This is a genomic window from Allokutzneria multivorans (assembly GCF_039537405.1).
Classification (GTDB): Bacteria; Actinomycetota; Actinomycetes; order Mycobacteriales; family Pseudonocardiaceae; genus Allokutzneria; species Allokutzneria multivorans.
In genome coordinates, this window is sequence record NZ_BAABAL010000004.1 from 135,422 (window position 1) to 151,630 (window position 16,209).

General features: G+C 64.0%; 9 protein-coding genes and 1 pseudogene. 5 read left to right on the forward strand and 5 right to left on the reverse strand.

The window, feature by feature from the left end; genetic code table 11:
* The first annotated feature begins 9 nt into the window (after positions 1-9).
* Together ABD798_RS02660 and ABD798_RS02665 are read left to right on the forward strand one after the other, a co-directional pair.
* Entirely contained in the window at positions 10-4,443 is a 4,434-nt protein-coding gene (locus ABD798_RS02660; RefSeq protein WP_344870838.1) for a coiled-coil domain-containing protein, read from the forward strand.
* Positions 4,427-5,566 (forward strand): Wadjet anti-phage system protein JetD domain-containing protein, encoded by a 1,140-nt coding sequence (locus ABD798_RS02665; protein ID WP_344870839.1) that lies wholly within the window; start codon positions 4,427-4,429, stop codon positions 5,564-5,566. The genes ABD798_RS02660 and ABD798_RS02665 overlap by 17 nt, the downstream gene beginning before the upstream one ends.
* Before the next feature lie 457 nt (positions 5,567-6,023).
* On the opposite strand, the gene ABD798_RS02670 is transcribed toward ABD798_RS02665, so the two are convergent.
* The 3 genes from ABD798_RS02670 to ABD798_RS02680 form a co-directional block, all read right to left on the reverse strand.
* Positions 6,024-7,016: a hypothetical protein gene (locus tag ABD798_RS02670; RefSeq protein WP_344870840.1), complete on the reverse strand. Its 993-nt coding sequence runs from the start codon at positions 7,014-7,016 to the stop codon at positions 6,024-6,026.
* 319 nt (positions 7,017-7,335) lie between these two features.
* Entirely contained in the window at positions 7,336-9,381 is a 2,046-nt protein-coding gene (locus ABD798_RS02675; RefSeq protein WP_344870841.1) for an NACHT domain-containing protein, read from the reverse strand.
* A gap of 445 nt (positions 9,382-9,826) precedes the next feature.
* Positions 9,827-10,045, reverse strand: coding sequence for a hypothetical protein (locus ABD798_RS02680; RefSeq protein WP_344870842.1), 219 nt, complete (start codon positions 10,043-10,045; stop codon positions 9,827-9,829).
* 110 nt (positions 10,046-10,155) lie between these two features.
* Between ABD798_RS02680 and ABD798_RS37175 the strand changes: the two are divergent.
* A pseudogene (locus tag ABD798_RS37175) lies at positions 10,156-10,377 on the forward strand (helix-turn-helix domain-containing protein); the annotation flags it as partial.
* Between the two features lie 92 nt (positions 10,378-10,469).
* On the opposite strand, the gene ABD798_RS02685 reads toward ABD798_RS37175, so the two are convergent.
* Entirely contained in the window at positions 10,470-10,592 is a 123-nt protein-coding gene (locus ABD798_RS02685; RefSeq protein WP_344870843.1) for a hypothetical protein, read from the reverse strand.
* 158 nt (positions 10,593-10,750) lie between these two features.
* Here ABD798_RS02685 and ABD798_RS02690 point away from each other — a divergent pair, with 158 nt between their 5' ends.
* Both ABD798_RS02690 and ribD read left to right on the forward strand, forming a co-directional pair.
* Entirely contained in the window at positions 10,751-11,503 is a 753-nt protein-coding gene (locus ABD798_RS02690) for an NsdA family TPR-like regulatory protein (protein ID WP_486303715.1), read from the forward strand.
* 13 nt (positions 11,504-11,516) lie between these two features.
* Positions 11,517-12,251: a bifunctional diaminohydroxyphosphoribosylaminopyrimidine deaminase/5-amino-6-(5-phosphoribosylamino)uracil reductase RibD gene (gene ribD / locus ABD798_RS02695; RefSeq protein WP_344870845.1), complete on the forward strand. Its 735-nt coding sequence runs from the start codon at positions 11,517-11,519 to the stop codon at positions 12,249-12,251.
* 52 nt (positions 12,252-12,303) lie between these two features.
* Here ribD and ABD798_RS02700 read toward each other — a convergent pair whose 3' ends face one another.
* Positions 12,304-15,609: an NACHT N-terminal Helical domain 1-containing protein gene (locus ABD798_RS02700; RefSeq protein WP_344870846.1), complete on the reverse strand. Its 3,306-nt coding sequence runs from the start codon at positions 15,607-15,609 to the stop codon at positions 12,304-12,306.
* Between the last annotated feature and the right edge of the window lie 600 nt (positions 15,610-16,209).

The window sequence follows — 16,209 nt, forward strand, 5'->3', positions numbered from 1 at the left end:
ACTTTCCCCATGTACGAGCTTTCCCGTGTCCGCCTCTACTCGATCGGCCCAGACGGCGCGCGCTACGAGAACGTGACCATCGACCTGTCGGGCGGCGGCGAACCCGTCCGCCACTACCAGCCGATGCTGGGCCAGGCAGACGTGCTCAGGCCGTCGCCCGCCACGATCCTGTTCCTCGAGAACGGTGGCGGGAAGTCGGTGCTGATCAAGCTGATCTTCTCGGTGATGCTGCCGGGCAAGCGTCACGTGGTCGGCACCTCGAACACGAAGGTGCTGGAGAAGTTCGTCGGCGCTAAGGAGGTCGCGCACGTCGTCCTGGAGTGGATGCACACCGAGACCGGCCGCCTACTGCTGACCGGCAAGGTCTCGGACTGGCGCGGGCGAAGCACGGCGTCGGGCGAGAATCTCGTCGACCTGTGGTACAGCCTGCGGCCCGGCCAGTCCGTCGGGCTGACGACCCTGCCGTTCTCCGAGGACGGCCAGAACCTCGTGGCGACGGAGTTCCGGGCCCGGCTAGACGAGCTGGCGAAGGCCGATCCGTCGCTGGAGCTGGACTGGTCGGAGAAGCAGGGGAGGTGGCTCGAACGGCTCGACCAGCTCGGCCTCGATCCGGAGACGTTCCGCTACCAGCGCGACATGAACGCGGGCGAGGGCGAAGCCGCCGACCTCTTCACGTTCGCGAGCGACGAGGCGTTCGTCAACTTCCTCCTCCGCGCGGTGCTAGTGCCCGCCGACACCCGCGGGCTCGCCGAACTCATCGCCGAGCAGTCAGAGAAGCTCGCAGGACGCGAGGAGATGGAACTGGAGCGGGACTTCGTCGCCGAGGCGCTGTCGCTGCTCACTGACCTGGCCGACCTGTGGACGGCCGGCGAGGCAAAGCGCGTGAGCGCCAGGAAGGCGAGCTCCGAGTTCGAGCGGTTCGTCGCGTCCCTGGTCCAGCGCGTCGCTCAGGACGATGCGGCATCTGCAGAGCTTGAACGAGCTGCTGCGGAAGCCGAGGAAATCGCCAGGACGGCGGGAGAGCGGTGCGCGGCGGAGGAGGAACGGCTGGTCGCGTTGAAGCACCGCTGGGCGCAGCTCCTCGTGGAAGAGGCGGTTCGTGCTCAAGAAGCGGCCAAGAAGGCCGTGCATGCCGCAGAGGTCGACCTGCTGGGATGGCAGGCGGTCGACCAGCTCATTGAACAGCAGGCGGCGGCCAAGACCCTCGAGTCTCTGCGGAAACTCCTGGACGAACGTGAGGACATCTCACGTGCGGCGAAGAGTGAGCGGGACGGCTGGGCCCGCAAACTTGCGCGCGCCCTGCAGAGCGCGGTCGACGAGTCGACAGGACTGGCTGCGAAAGCGGACGAGCTCGCGCGGAGCAAGCACGAACTGGCGACAGGAGCGGAGAATCAGTGGGCGAAGGCGATCGAGGCCAAGGCGACCGCCGAAGCCCTAGCCGCACAACTGCACGAGCAGATGACCGATGTGCACAAGCAAGTCGAGGACGCCGTGCGGGCGGGCTTGCTCGCGGCGGGAGAGTCGGCGGCGAAGACAGTCACACCGCTCGAGGAGCAGGTCTCGTCGACGACCTCCCGACTGGAGACCGAGGAACGCCGGCTGGTCGAGCTCGACGAAGAGCTCCGAAGCGCAAACGCTGAGCTGGATTCCGCCAAGGACCAGCACACCGCCACGGCCGCCCGGCACAAGGAGGCCCTCGCGGCCGAGCAGACCGCCAAGGACCGCGCCGCCGAGCTAGAACGGGAACCGCGGCTGGTGGAACTGCTCGACACGGCATCCGTTGTGCTGGAGATGGACGCCGAGACGTTGCTCGACCAGCTCTCGGTTGCGCAGGACGACCTCGAGCACAAGCGGACGAGGCTGCGGATTGACGATGCGGTGGACGAGACCGCACGTATCGCCTGGGAGTACGACGAGAACGCGTTGCTGCCACCGCCGCCCGAGGTGACCGAGGTGGTCGAGTCGTTGCGAGCCAATGGGATCGACTGCTTTGCGGGCTGGGATTACCTCGCCGAGCAACGGGATCCGGTGCTGCGCGGGGAACTGGTGCGACGGCTGCCGCACCTGACCGGCGGTGTGCTGGTGAATAAGGCGACCGATCTCGATCAGGCGCGGACCGTTCTCGCGGAGCGGGACCGCAAGCCGCGCAACACCATCGCGGTCGCAAGCACCCAGTCGTTCAAGGTCGCGGTCGACACCCGGTTTGACGCCGCCCTGAACGACGCGTGCTTCGTCGTCCCCCCGAACGAGGCGCTGTTCGACGCTGACGCGGCCCTGGCGGAACGGGATCGCGTCATCGCTGAACACGAGCAGCGCACCAGCGCACTGGTCGAGCTCGACCAGTGCTACCACGCGGACCGCGAACTGGTGGTGCGGATCAAGGCCTGGCGGGCCGAGCACCCCAAGGGCATGCTCGCCCAGCTCGCCGAGGACACGGCGACGGCTGGGGAAGCCGCACGCGCGGCCGGGCAGTACGTGGCGGACACCCGGATGGCCGTCCAAGTCGTTGCCGAGGCCAAGAACGAAGTGGAGCAGGTGCTGCCCAGGTTGCGCACCGCGGTGGCACAGCTGCGCGAACGACTGGTGAAGGTCCGCGTGCTCGCGGAACGCGAGAGCCGCCTGGCGGACTGGCACTCGGAGCGCGAGCAGGCACTCGGTCGGACCGCCGAGGAGCAGGGCCGGGCGGAGGCGCTGCAGGCGAGCGGGCAGCGACTGCGGCAAGAGGCACGGGAGCACCAGCGCGCCGCCGACGACCACCTTGCTTTGGCGGCGCGTACGCGAGAGGAGATCGAGAGCCTCGACGGCGCCGCCGAGATGACTTCCGACGACGCGATTCCGGCCGAACCCGTTCCCGTGCTGCGGGAAACATGGCGCCGGGCCCAGGCGGCGTACCAGCGGGCGGAAGTGGGCGACGATCAGTTGAAGGAACTGCGCGTCGCCGAGGAGAAGGCCGCTTCCGCCACAAAGGCTTTCACCTGTAACTCCGACGAAGTGCGTGAGGCCGCACAGCGGTTGCTGGCCGGCGCGGAAAGCACTGACGTCGCGTCACGCGCCGCTGCGGCCGACCGCGCGCGGCGGACGCACGACGCCGCCGAGCTGGAACGGCGAGCGGCCGACATGCGCGCGGGAAAGCGGGAGGCCGAATTGGGCTTGCTGCGCGTACCGCGGCTTCCCCTCGCCGAGTCTCCGTCCGATGTGGAGCGCGCGGGCGCTCTGACCGCTGAAACGCAGCAGACGGTCGCGGATCGCAGAGCCGAGTGGGAGAGCCACGTGCGAGCCGCCGACGCCCTCACCAGGGAATTGGCGAACGTCCAGCGCGCGACATCGGAGTTCACCACGATCGTGCGTCTGGTCGGCAAGGAACTGGAGGCCGACGGTCCAGCCTCGGAGCCGTATGAAGGAGACGCCGAGTCCGCGCGCGAACGCTGTTCCGCGCTGAAGAAGCAGAACGAGGAAGCGTGGAGGGTGGTGGAACTGGCTGAGGGGAGGCAGCGCGAAGGCGCCTCGGTTCTGGTTAAGTGCGCGTCCAACCCTCGGTTTGACAAGCTCGAGACGTCTGTCCGCACCCATGTGCTGGGCGTCTCCCTGACCGAACTGCCCGCACTCGCCGCCGACTGGGCATCCTCCCTGCGTCCCCGTCTGCGCTCCTTGACCGACGACCTGGAACAGATCGAGAGGCACCGCACGCTCATCGTCGAGCGGCTTCGCGGACTCGTCGACACAGCGCAGGGCATCCTCCGCGCAGCTCAGCGGTCGTCGAAGCTGCCGGAGGGACTGGGAGACTGGACGGGTGAGGAGTTCCTCCGTATCGCTGGCACCCCCGTGTCGGCGGAACTGACCGCGCACGAGCTGGGCAAAGTGGTCGACGACGCGATCGACAGGTTCAAGGACAGCAAGAAGGTCGACGGCCTCGCGGTTGTGCTGGCTGGCGTGCACACGATCGTGCCCAGGGGGTTCAAAGTCACGATGCTGAAGCCCGACACGGTGCTGCGCGCCGAGCGGGTGCGGGTCTCCGAGGTCCGCGACGTCTTCTCCGGCGGGCAGCACCTGACCGCGGCGATCGTGCTGTACTGCACCCTCGCCGCGCTGCGGTCGAACAACAGGGGCAGGACCCGGCACCGGCACTCCGGCGTGCTCTTCCTCGATAACCCGATCGGCCGGGCGTCCGCGAGCTACCTGCTGGACGTACAGCGCGGCGTGGCGAAGGCCCTGGGAGTACAGTTGATCTACACCACCGGCCTGTTCGACGCCGAAGCACTGGCCCAGTTCCCACTGATCATCAGGCTGCGCAACGACGCCGACCTGAGGGCAGGACGCAAGTACCTGTCCGTCGAACAGCGCCTCCGGCCGTTGCTCGACGCGTTGCCCGCCTCCGACGGCCGGGGTCGCATCACCTCGGCCCGCTTCCTGCTGAAGGAGCGCAGTAGTGCCAACGCGGACTGAGCGGCTGGCTGAAGAGCTGCACGACGTACTGGCCGCCCATGCGAAGGGCGGCAAGTGGTGCGGGACGAAGCGGACCCGCATCGACCTACCCGCCGTGCGAGCGGCGTTCGCCGGGATCTACGGCGAGGTCCCGGGCGAGGACGTCAACCTGGTGTTGTCGGCCTGTCTTGCACACCTCGGGCAGCTCGGCCGGCTCACCGCGTTCAGGAAGGACAACCGAGAGAAGATCCCCCTGCCGTTGGGGATCCACCTCGAACCGATCGCCGAGCGGCAGCCCGTCACCGTGCCACCCGCACCGCTGTGGCACCCGGACCTGTGCGAGGTCGCGGACGTCTGGGCCACGGCGAAGCCGAAACAGAGGGCGCGCTACCGGGCGATTAACAGCTGGTTGATGAGCAACCCTGACCTGACGCACGTTCCGCTTCGCGAGCGGGCTCTGGAGATCTTCGCGGGATTCGGTTCCGAGGCCGACTTTCCAGTGCCCGAGAAGGCACTTGACGGCTACGAGTCGGGCCCGTTCTTCAGCGACCGCAAGTGGGTCGACGACGTCCTCAGGGTGGAGCGGTTCGTGGCCCCGTTGCTCAGCGACCGACCGCTGCGGGAGATCGGCGATGGGTACTACCAGCGGATCGGCACGGGCAACCTGCTGCTGGTGGTGGAGAACAGCGCGACCTACTGGTCCGTCGTCCACGCACGGCCACCCCGGCACGACCTCGGGCACATCGCCTGGGGGCTGGGCAACAGCTTCACTGCGTCGGTCCGATCACTGGCCGCGCAGAAAGAGATCGCCGAGGTGAGGTACTTCGGTGATCTCGACGTGTCCGGTGTAGACATACCGCGTCGGGCTGCCGCCACGGCTGAGGAGGAAGGACTGCCACCGGTCGTGCCCGCGGTCGAGCTGTACTCGGACCTCCTCGCGGTCGGACGTGCTTGGGAAGGCAAGGAGATCGCTGCGGACGAGGACCACGCGCGTCAGCTGGTGAGCTGGCTTGCCCCCCGCCATCAGGACGCGGCGGTGTCGCTGTTGTGCGACGGTCGCCGCATCGCCCAGGAGTGGGTGGGGTTCCGGCACTTAACGAGGACCGACAAATGGCACGCGGACCTGCGGAGAACCGACGAGTGAGCACGATCGACCTAGCCCTTCGATATCGTTGAAGACCTTCGCGGACACGAACTGGATCGTCTGCGACCACCACGGCCGCTGTCTTAGCTGAGCAGCGTCATCGAAGGTCACCAGCTCTGTGACTCCATCCGGCCAATCAGCACTCGCGATGGACTGGAACGCCAACACCGTCGACCAGAGCCATCGACTGGGAGGCGCATCAGCGTCCACGGCTATGCACCCCCCGAGCGGACTCACCTGATACAGAAGCACCCCGCGGACTTGAAATCCGTGGGGTAAGAGAGTGTCCGAGGGGGACTCGGACACGTATTCGTCGCATCCATGCACAGGATGCGTGTTCATGCGACGACGATGGCTCCTCTTGATGATCAAGCACCAGTTGGCTGCTGCCCTCATTCAAGCCAGAAGCTCCTGCGCCCCATGGCATCCGGCACTGCACACTGCTCGCTTGGCAGCATCAGAAGGGCGGTCCGGGCTCGAGATGGTTGGCTAAAGCTGCGAGTGCAGGGCGTTCTTCTGGGGGACGAAGGGCGAGATGGTTCTCGACGAACCTCGCTGCTGAGAAGTTTTCCTGCCAGCTGGTGCTGGCGAAGCCGCCAGGCACGGTGGCGCGGATGATGCGATCGACCCATTCTGTCAGGTCATCGGCGCAGTCGGCGACAGGTTCGAGCACCTTGAGGGCTTCTCGAAGCGATTGAGGCATGAGAGTTACGCGGTCGTCGGGGGCGAACCATAGTCCGTAGGCAAGTCCGATGCGGTAGTCGCGAGGCCAGGTGTTGAGGTCGTCAGAGGCCAAGCACGGCTCCAGACCGTCCCACCGCACCACGAATGTCTCGCGCATGACGCGTTGGCCGACTGCGACGCCGATGGCGCGTTGATGGCGTGCCTCGATAGCGGGCAGATTAGCGGCCTGCAGTCGGCGCGCGAGCAGCCCAGCATGGAAGTTCTGCGGCTGCGTCACGAGGTCGTTGATGAGATTAGTGGGACGGCCTTCGGAGAAGTAGCCGAGTCTGCGGAGCGCCCACCGGGACCACAGCAGTCCTGCGTCGAGCGCTAGACTGACCATTTCGTCGCGCAGGTCTGGCGTACGGGCGCGACCGTGGCCGCCACCGAACTCATTTCTGATTTGTCCGAGGTTTCTGGCGATTTTGCTTGCCTGGGTGGCGACCTGCCCGAAGACGGACGTGTTGGCCAACTCGCGTCCGGGCTGACCGGCCAGCAGTTGGTGCGCACGGTTGACGACCGTGTCGAAGGGGATGTTCGGATCGGCGGGGGTGCCTTCGATGTCGAGCACGATCCGGGCGATGCTTTCCACAACGCACTTGATGTCGCTGAGGGCCTGGGAACCGTCGCCAGCGTCCAGCGAGCGTCGCAGACGGTTAGCTTCGTGCTCAACGCAGCGCCAGTGATCGTCGGCAAGGTAGTCCGGTCGCGTGATGTCAAACCACATCGGAGGGAGAGTCACGCGCACCACATCCTCGAGTCGGGGTGATGTCCGACCTATCGAGACGCAAAGCCATGGCGTGACGCCGGTGACCTATCCGCTATCCAAAGGTCACCAAGGCGATGTGCTGCAGGAGGCGTGGTCAATGCCACCAAACTGAGCCAAGCCCTGAGGCCCCGGTAGCCGCCGCACCGTGGGACGGCTGATGTGCGTCAAGGATGGCGGAGTGCGATGCGTCGCAGGGAGATCCATGCCACTGAAGCGAACCTAAATGCGCGGCGAGCGCCAGACCTGGTGGACTGGCGGGCCGCAACGCTAACTTTCATCACTGAAGAACTCGCGGGAGTTGCACAATCCGCCCATTGACCGAATCCAGGTATTCCCAAATCTCACGATGCCTGAACTGATATCCCGCACCAGAAACTCTCAGAATGCCCGCGCTTCGCCCCCGGCTAAGGAATCGAGCAAAGCCCCACGGTAGTCGATACTTAAAGTATCCATAAGTTGCAGCAGAAACGTATCTCATGTATGCCGAGCAGCAAAATCTACCTATGGCACACATGCCGCCGAACCATATGGCGACGCTGATGCCATAAATGGGAAAGTAATAGAGGACGCCGTACGCGCCAAAGAGAATCCCCGAAAGTGCCGCAACATTACGATCATTGCGGATAACCTGCAGTGGTGAAAGTACGTCATCCGCATACGATGTCGAGGTTCCTGTGGCCAGTATCAGCATCAGAATTGCAATGACTCCAAAAAGTGCGCCGTGCACGGAATCGTACACGTATGCCATGAGGACAGCGAATCCAGATAGCAGCATTATGAGCAGGACGGACACGACGACAGCAAGGGGATGCCGAAGGTTCTCAAGACTCAGTCGACTTGGTTCGCGGTCACGAGCGGACCTATTAAGCGCTATGAGGCCGATAGTGACGCAGTTGGCGCCAAGAGCCACTAGAAGCCAGATTCCTTCCAGGCCACCTTCCGCTATTTTGTCGTCAAACATACCTAGAGTGTAGCTGGGAAAGTGTAATAGCAGAAATGCGATTGCAAGATGGACAAGGCGGGACGGTTCTTCTCCCACGTTACGCCACCAGTGATGCAGGACGATTTCAGGATTTTGCCACTCACTCGTCTTTTGGCAAGTTAGCCGACGCGCCAATATTAGAAGTTGCGCCATATTTTGTGCAACGTATCTCGTGGGCACACTAGCGGTCACGCGAGCACACACGAATCCATCCATGAGAACGGCGCTCACTCGCCGCTGGTACTCTCCGCCGGAACTCACATTTTCACTCTTCTTAGGAATAAGCGCAGCCGGATCACCTCCGTCTAAGAAATAGATGATGGCGGCCGTCAAGCGCCACGGAGTTCCCAATAAATCGCACACCTCGTGATTGCTCTGCGAATTAATCCAATTGAAGACATTGTGCCACTCGTCAAAGCGTTCAGAATGCTCGCAATGAGTACGTATGTGCCGCTCTATCTGGCGACCCGTCAATGGGGAAATGACAACTATCTTAATGTCTCGCAGGCGCCTTGCCAGGCGACCATAGAGGCGAGCATCGCGAGAGGTGATGACGAGACGGCAGTCAGGAGTGGTTGCGATGTAATCATTTAGGCGCTCGACAGCTCGCATGGATCTGCTAGTTTCGCCACTAGTGCCCATTTCATCAAGTCCATCAAGAAGCGGGATAATTCTCTGCTCTCGCACTAGTCTCTTTGCTAGGCCCTCTTTTACGGCCAGCTCGGCCACTGTCCCGGCGATCAGCCAGTCTTCAAGATCGATCTTTGACGAGTCCCATGTGGCCAAGGAAAGAATGAGTGGAATTCTCCCACTTTGTTGCGCATCAGCAAATAGCTGGTCCGCAAGCTGAAGTAACAAGACAGATTTTCCCGATCCTGGGGCCCCTAGGATCACCATCCTTCCCTTCGCTTTCTTGGAAAAGTAATTCCCAAGTTCTCCGCGCTCGATATTTTCGCTTTTCGAACTCGAATTTTTGGCTTCTGTCAGGTCTAGGCGAAAGGGTGCCGACCTAGAGTCCAACCCGTCCGTTCTGAGTAGCTGAGCCAGCGTTCGCGCGCCGCGCCGACGTGCTTTTATCGACAACTTTCCTACAATAGCGTCTAGGTCGTGGTCGACCGATATTAGATTACCCCCCTTCTCTGCCCAGAGTACAAGGAATCCGACAGCGGCCAGTGAGAATGCGAGGATGTTCGCCCAGCCGACCTGGCGATCGAAGATTTCAGTTTCGGCCCCAAATGCTTCCATTGGGAGCTTAATTGCCGAGAATATAATTCCAGCAATCATTGTGAGAAGTGCCAGAAAGCGCAACCTTCGCCACCAGTGTTGCGATAGCTTGAGCATGTATTTGTCCGCATCGTCCAGCTTGTGTACGTCTCAACCAGGCGGGTCATGATGCCTTCGCGCACGCTGGCGTGGTCCGAAACCTTCAAACTTCACCCATCCAGATTAGGCAAACGTCTGACAGGAAGTGAATCCTGTATGGCCGCTACGGAGTATGGGCAACTACCGGCAGTGGCGTGGGCGCCCAGGCGGCATACGGCCGATGCCCGCAGCGATGACTTTCCACGGAGCTTCTGGGGCAGCGTCACCTACGTTGCGCTCTCAGAGGAGTGTCAGCGTTGCCTTCCCAGCTACTTTGCTGATCACACATCAGAGCCCTCACCCACCCTGTAGGGAAAGGGCCTGCACGAGCGGCGGGCTGGGAGTTCCAGGCCGCCCGCAGCTAAGCCTGCGGACATGCTCACGCAGCTGCGTGAGTCGGATGGTGACGGGCAATGCCCAGTCTTTACTGAGAAGAGCGGCCCGCTGGGATGAGCGCGCGGAGGGGTTCTGGGTCGGCGTCGCTGAGGAAGCGGTAGCTCTGTGGGGGCTGGAAGTGGGCGTGGTCGCGTAGCCAGGCGAGGCTGTACGGGTCCGGCAGGGCTCGCGGTGAGCTGATGCTGAGCGCGCAGCCGAAGTCCGCGCCGACGAGGTAGTCGTAGAACTCGCTGCGGGTCAAGCCCATCTGCGTGCGGTATTTGCGCCACAAGGTCGAGGGTCGGGCGACGCTATCAGCGGCACAACCGGTGCAGCAAGTGTCAGAGCGCTGAGCTGGGGCAGATCTCCCATGTCGACATGCCGCTGGAGTTCTGGGAGCAGGGGCCGCTCCGCGCCGCACTCGCCGAGCAGCACTTCGGCCATGTGCTTCGGGCCTATCGTGCGGCGCGGAAGCCACCGCTGTCGCAGACCGCTATGGGGAACCTGCTTGGTCTCAGCCAGGCCGAGGTGTCGCGGCTGGAGATCGGGAAAGCTCCTCGAGACCTGCCTTCGATGCGGTCGTGGGCAACCGCGCTACGCGTGCCGACCCACCTGTTGTGGTTTGCTCCTGCAGCAACCTCACCTGGTCAAGCTCATGGAGCCTCCGCCGACCAAGCGAAATCTGCGTGGATTCACGGCCAGCCGACCAGCACACTGGTGATCATGCCGCTGGACCGTCGCATGCTCCTCTCCGGTGGGGCAGCCACCGCGTTGACCGCGTTGCTCGGACCAGCACCGAGCACCGAGTCCGTCACGATCGACCTTGACCCGCAGGCCGCGCAACGCTTCGCGCTCACCAGGGCAGCCCTCGTCGCCAACGACTCGCACGCCGGGCCTGGGCCGCAGATCCGCGTCACCATGAAGCACATCGCGGAGATCGAAGACCTTCTGCTTACAGCTCCCGTGCACTCCCGTGTCCCGCTGTTTGAGGTGGGCGCGATGTTCCGAGTTCGCGGGATGGCTTTACGACGACATCGGACGGCCCGACGCGGGCAGTGCGTGGACAGGCCGCGCGTTGGAATGGGCCCATGCCTCCGGCAGCCCGGACATCTTGGCCTACGTCCTGATGCGCAAGGCACAGCAAGCCACCCTCGTCGGCGACTCGGCATCCACGATCGCGCTCTCGCGCTCGGCTGCGTCCCAGAACGGAATCGCGCGCCGCGTTCGAGCCGCCGCGTTGCAGCAACAAGCACACGGACACGCGCGCGACCTCGACGAGATCGCCTCCCTGACTGCCCTCGATCACGCCGGAGACCTTGTTTCCGGCGGGGCCGGGCCGACGCTGCCGTTCGATCTGGCCAGCTACTGCACACCGCACTCCGTGCAAGCGCAGCGGGGCGCCTGCTTGTTGGCGCTGCGCCGGCCTCGGCAAGCGCTCCTGGCATTCGATGCCGCCCTGGCCGCGTGGCCCCAGGAGTACCGGCGAGAACGTGGACTGCACATGGCGCGCAAAGCAATCGCGGTGGTCGCAGCAGGAGAACCCGAGTCAGCCGCAACAACCGCCCTGGAAGCACTCAACGTCGTTCGAGCTACGGGCTCAGCCCGCATCATTTCTGAGCTCACCGTGGCCGATACGCTGCTCGGACAGATCGAGACGCGCGCGGACCAGGTCCAGGAATTTCGGGCACAGGTACGTCCGCTGCTACCAGCGACAAGTCCGAGTTGAAAGGCTGCCCGGGATGGCCGACCAGATCGAGATCGATGACCTTGTCGGCCGCGAGGAGTGGCACACCGCGCACCAGCAGGGGCGCCCGTTCGTGGTGTACAAGTTCGCCGCGACGCTGGACGGTCGGATCGCCGCTGAGGACGGGACAAGTCAGTGGATCACCAGTGCGGCCAGCCGTGCTGAAGTCCACCTCCTCCGGGCGGGTTGTCACGCGACGGTGGTTGGTTCCGGGACGCAGCAAGCCGATGACCCGAACCTCGCCGTACGCGGCAACGACGACCCGCGGCTTGACCTGTCGATGGTTGCTGTGGAGCGGCAGCCGCTGCGGGTCATCGTCGACACCCACGCCCGGACCCCGGCGGATGCCAAGGTCCTCAACAACGCTGCGCCGACCCTGATCGCGGTCGCCGAGGACGCCGACACCGCTCACCTGGCTGGGCGAGCGGAGATCGTGCGGCTGCCCCGTGCCGAACGCGGCTTGGACGTCCGTGCGCTGCTGTCGGCGTTGTACGAGCGTGAAGTTCGGGCGATCTTCCTGGAGGGCGGGCCGACCCTGGCGGGCAGCTTCGTCAAGCAGGGCTTGGTGGATCGGGTGATCACCTACATCGCGCCAGCCATGCTCGGCGCGGGCAAAGCCGGGCTCGGGGACGCCGGAATCCGTTCCATGGACGGCATTCTGCGGCTGAAGGTGGTGCGCGTGGACACCAGCGGCCCTGACATCCGGGTGATCACCACGCCCGAACGCTGAGCCCAACGGTTGAGGCAAGGCTGCCCCTCGCAAGACAGTGTTCTCCGGGGTGTCAGTCCTCCAGGCGCTTGGCCTGTCCGATCACGGCGCGACTACCTGGACCTAGGAGATGCGCGTTGTGGACGTTTCCGCTGTGCACGACCGTGAGGTTTCGCATGCCCGCCAACGGTTGCAGGTCAATCAGTTGGCTTGCTCTCTGCAGGCTCAGCGTCCGCAACGGCAGCCGCGCCAGCGGGGTGAGGTCTTCGATCCGTTCGCAGTCGGCTAGTGACAGCGACCGGAGGTTGTCAAGTTTCGCCAGAGGCGAGAGGTCACCGAAGTTGTACCCTTGGAGGTTGAGCACGCGCAGCTCGCGCATGGCACCGACACGGTCGAGCGAGTGGATGCCAGGGCACCACCGCAAGGTCAGCGACCGCAGCATCAGTTCGGCGTCGCGTGAGCCCAGTACGTGCAGTTGTGGACAGTCGGTGAAGGAAAGTTCGCGCAGGGCGGGGAAGGCGTCGAGGTCGGGGAAGCCAGCGAGCCCGCTACAAGCGTCGAGTGCCAGTCGATGCAGCGACGTGCTTGCACCGAGGTCGGCGAGAGTCACGAGCTTCGCACATCGGCGGAGCCCGAGCTTCTTGATGTCGGCAGGTCCCCGGAGCAGATCGGCGATCTCGCCCGAGGAGTAGTCGTCGCTGGTGAAGCTCTGTAGCCGCTCGCATTCTAGCACCGCGTCACGGTTGACGATTGCCTTGCAGGACAACAAGGACAGCGCCACCAGGTTGGGCAGTTCGGCGAGCCCTCGAACGTCGGTGAGGTTCGGGCAGTCACGCAGGTGCAGCTCGCTGACGTTCTCGTGGTCGTGCAGCCACTGCAGTCCTCTCACGTGAGAGTTGTTGGCCAAGGTCAGCGAGCGCAGCACGGCAGTGGGCTGCAACACTTCGAACTCTGCCGGTTTGACCGACCCATCGAAGTCACACGTCAGCTGGGTCAGGTGAGGGAGGTGGGCGATGCCGGGCAGGACACCGGCGTCGGTGATGCGGAGTCTGCCGCCCGGCAATGGTGCCTGCACCACGACGTCCCGGGCGTATTCGACCGGATCGAAGAAGCTCCAGATGCGGACAATCTCGCGGAGAACCGGTGCACGGCCGTCCTTGGCCAAGGCGGCGAGGACGGACACTGCTTGCGGGCCGCCGACCAAGCCTGCGGTCTGCGCCGTGGCGACGATGACTTCGGGCGATGCGTCGTCGGGAACCTGAAGCAGCGGAAGAACGTCTTCCCCCATGACGGCCAGTGTTCTGGCGTCGGTCGAGGATTTGGGTGGGATGAGCTGGCTGAGGCAGTCGGTGATCTGACTGTGCAGGGCCGGGTTGATCTGTTCTGCCGTCTCCAGGCACGCGATCGCAAGGAGCTGAAGTTTCGCCCGACGGGCTCGCGATACGCGCCGCTTCTGGGCGGCGTCGAGGATGCCGGCCAGCAGATGTTCCTTCTCGCGCTGCCGGGCATGCCCTGCGGCAAGCACGATGACTTCACGGTAGTGGTCGTTCTCGGCTTGCTTCACGAGCATCTCGATCGAGTCGGTCTCCACGACCCGCTTTGCCGCCAGGTATTCCTGAAAGGTCTTGTGGATGAAGTCGACCTTGCCGACGCTGTGTTCCCGTAAGAGCCCGCTACGCAGCAGCAGGCTGGCGTAGACATCCTTGGCTTTGAGATTCTTCGAGGGCATCGAGAGCAGGCAGGAGTTGATGCGCTCGATGACACGCGGGACGTCCGCGTCGACCATCTGGTTGAGAGTCAACCAAAACGCCAGATCGGCGAGCACTACCAACTTATCGGAGAAACTGAGTGGCATTTCCCACGCATCGGGCACCCGACGCTCGGCATCTCGCCTGCTCAGCAGCATTTCCAGCGCTGTACGGTAGAGTTCCATTCGCCCGAGCGGTAGCTGTGTTCTGCGGTCGTGGTTCAAGGCGCAGATCAGCGCGCACAGCAGTGGGTTCGTGACGATCTTACGCAGGGCGGGGTTGGTGTCGATGGACGCCAGCAGCGACCACTCGTAGGACGACAGGTCGTCCTCGTCGTCGAAGGGACGATCGGTCGCCACCGCCTCGTGCCAGTGCTTGATGAAGGAACGCGTGCGAGTCAGGGTCATCGGCACCAACTCGGCTGCAGTGAAGCCTTCCGTCTCAAGCCACCTGTTGTCCACGGCAGGCGGACGTGATGTCACGACGTATCTCGATCTCGGGAACGCACCGACCAGGTCGGCCAGCCATTCGCGTACCTTGGGTCGTTCCGACGCCGCGATTTCGTCGATTCCGTCGACCAAGATCAGGCCCCGGCCGGACGTCAGCACTTTGTATGCCCACCCGACGGGCATGTGCTCCTTGATCTGCCACGCGATCGTGCCCAGGAGTTCTCCCGGAGTGGGTAGTTCCTTGCCGACGAACCTGCGCAGCTCGACGAAGAACGGCACCAGAGCGTTCCACGACGCCAACGATGATTCCAGAGTGCCCTGAGCGCACTTGACCGCCAGCCACCGCAACAAGGTGGTCTTGCCGGAGCCTGCTTCTCCTCTGATCAGCGTCCGCGGACTCCCCGACAGCGCGTCGTCGACGCTGATGTCCTCGGCGATCTCCAACTCCATCGACACCGAGAGCCCGATGTAGGCCACGCTCAGCGGATAGCGGCGGCTCGGACCGGACAGCGTCACGCCGAACAGCTCGACCTCATCTAGCTTGCGAGCGACCTCCCGCCGGTACTCCAGCTCGAACTCGTTCGCGCTGGAGATCGAGGAAACGTGTCCTCTCGTAGGCATCCTGTCCAGGATGTCCCGCAGGCGATCGATGATCTCGGTGTCCCGGTCCAGCAGGGCACGCAAGGCTCGGTTCTGGAAGCTCGGCAGCGTCGAGATCACCTCGGTGAGGTAGGCGACCGCCTCACGAAGGACGATCCGAAAGAAGTACACCCCTTCGTCTGTGAGCTGCAGCTCGGCCGACACCGTGTTCGAGGCGGGCTCGACGAGTTTCTCGACCGAAGCTGATGACAGGTTCGCGCCCAGCACACGCTCATCGGAAAGATCCGACATCTCCAGCGCTCTGGCAACTCCGCTCAGTGCCGCGAGGCGCTCGTTGTCGGTGAGGCCGCGGACTTCCACCGCGACCAAGGGCTCAAGTCGTTCCGCGATCGTTTCAGCCAGCTGTTCGAACTGACGGCCCAGTCGGCGCTGGGGAATCAGCCCGAGTCCCCGTGCGCCCGCGAGTTCGGTAAGACTGAGGTGACGCTCCGCTTCTCCTCGTCGCTTCCCCAGCCAGCTCGTCCCCGCAGCCCTCGCGACAGTCGCCCCGATCTTGAGGATCGCCGATTCGATCGTACTCACCGCATCCCCTTCGATCGTGCGATCGCGTTGATCAGTCTCTGCGAGACGATTCTGTTCGCCCACCACAAGCCGGATCGTGGAGGAGCGACCTTCTCCAGCGCTGTGGAGGTTGCCGATCGTGCTCGCCAGACGTCACGTTGCCGACCACGATCAGTACCAGTGAACTCTGTTCAATGAGCCTGGAACGGCGCGACACCTTAAGCTTGGGGTTCTAGAGTTAGGCGTTCGCCCGGGAGCAAGCGTATTCGCCCACCGCGCGGCCACCCACCCTGTCATCGCTCGGACCTACTATGCCTAGACCGACTGCGACGGCGTACCTCGCCGCCAGAGACGCTGTCGGCCGGACACACCAATCCGGACGATGCGATCCTCGCCCTTAACGCCACGCCCGTCCTGTGGGCAGTCACGTTCGCCCCGCAGTCGGCGCCGCCCTGCCCAACACCGATCTCATCCAGGAGAACTCGCCGGGGGGCCTGGACTTCTCTCAGTGAAACGATCACACGGCCCTCAACAGCGCTCGGCGCGGTATCCTCGCCATGGCCACGGAGCTGAATGCCCTGCAACCCATCAACAGCGCTTCGTTGATCGTCCTCGGCAGAG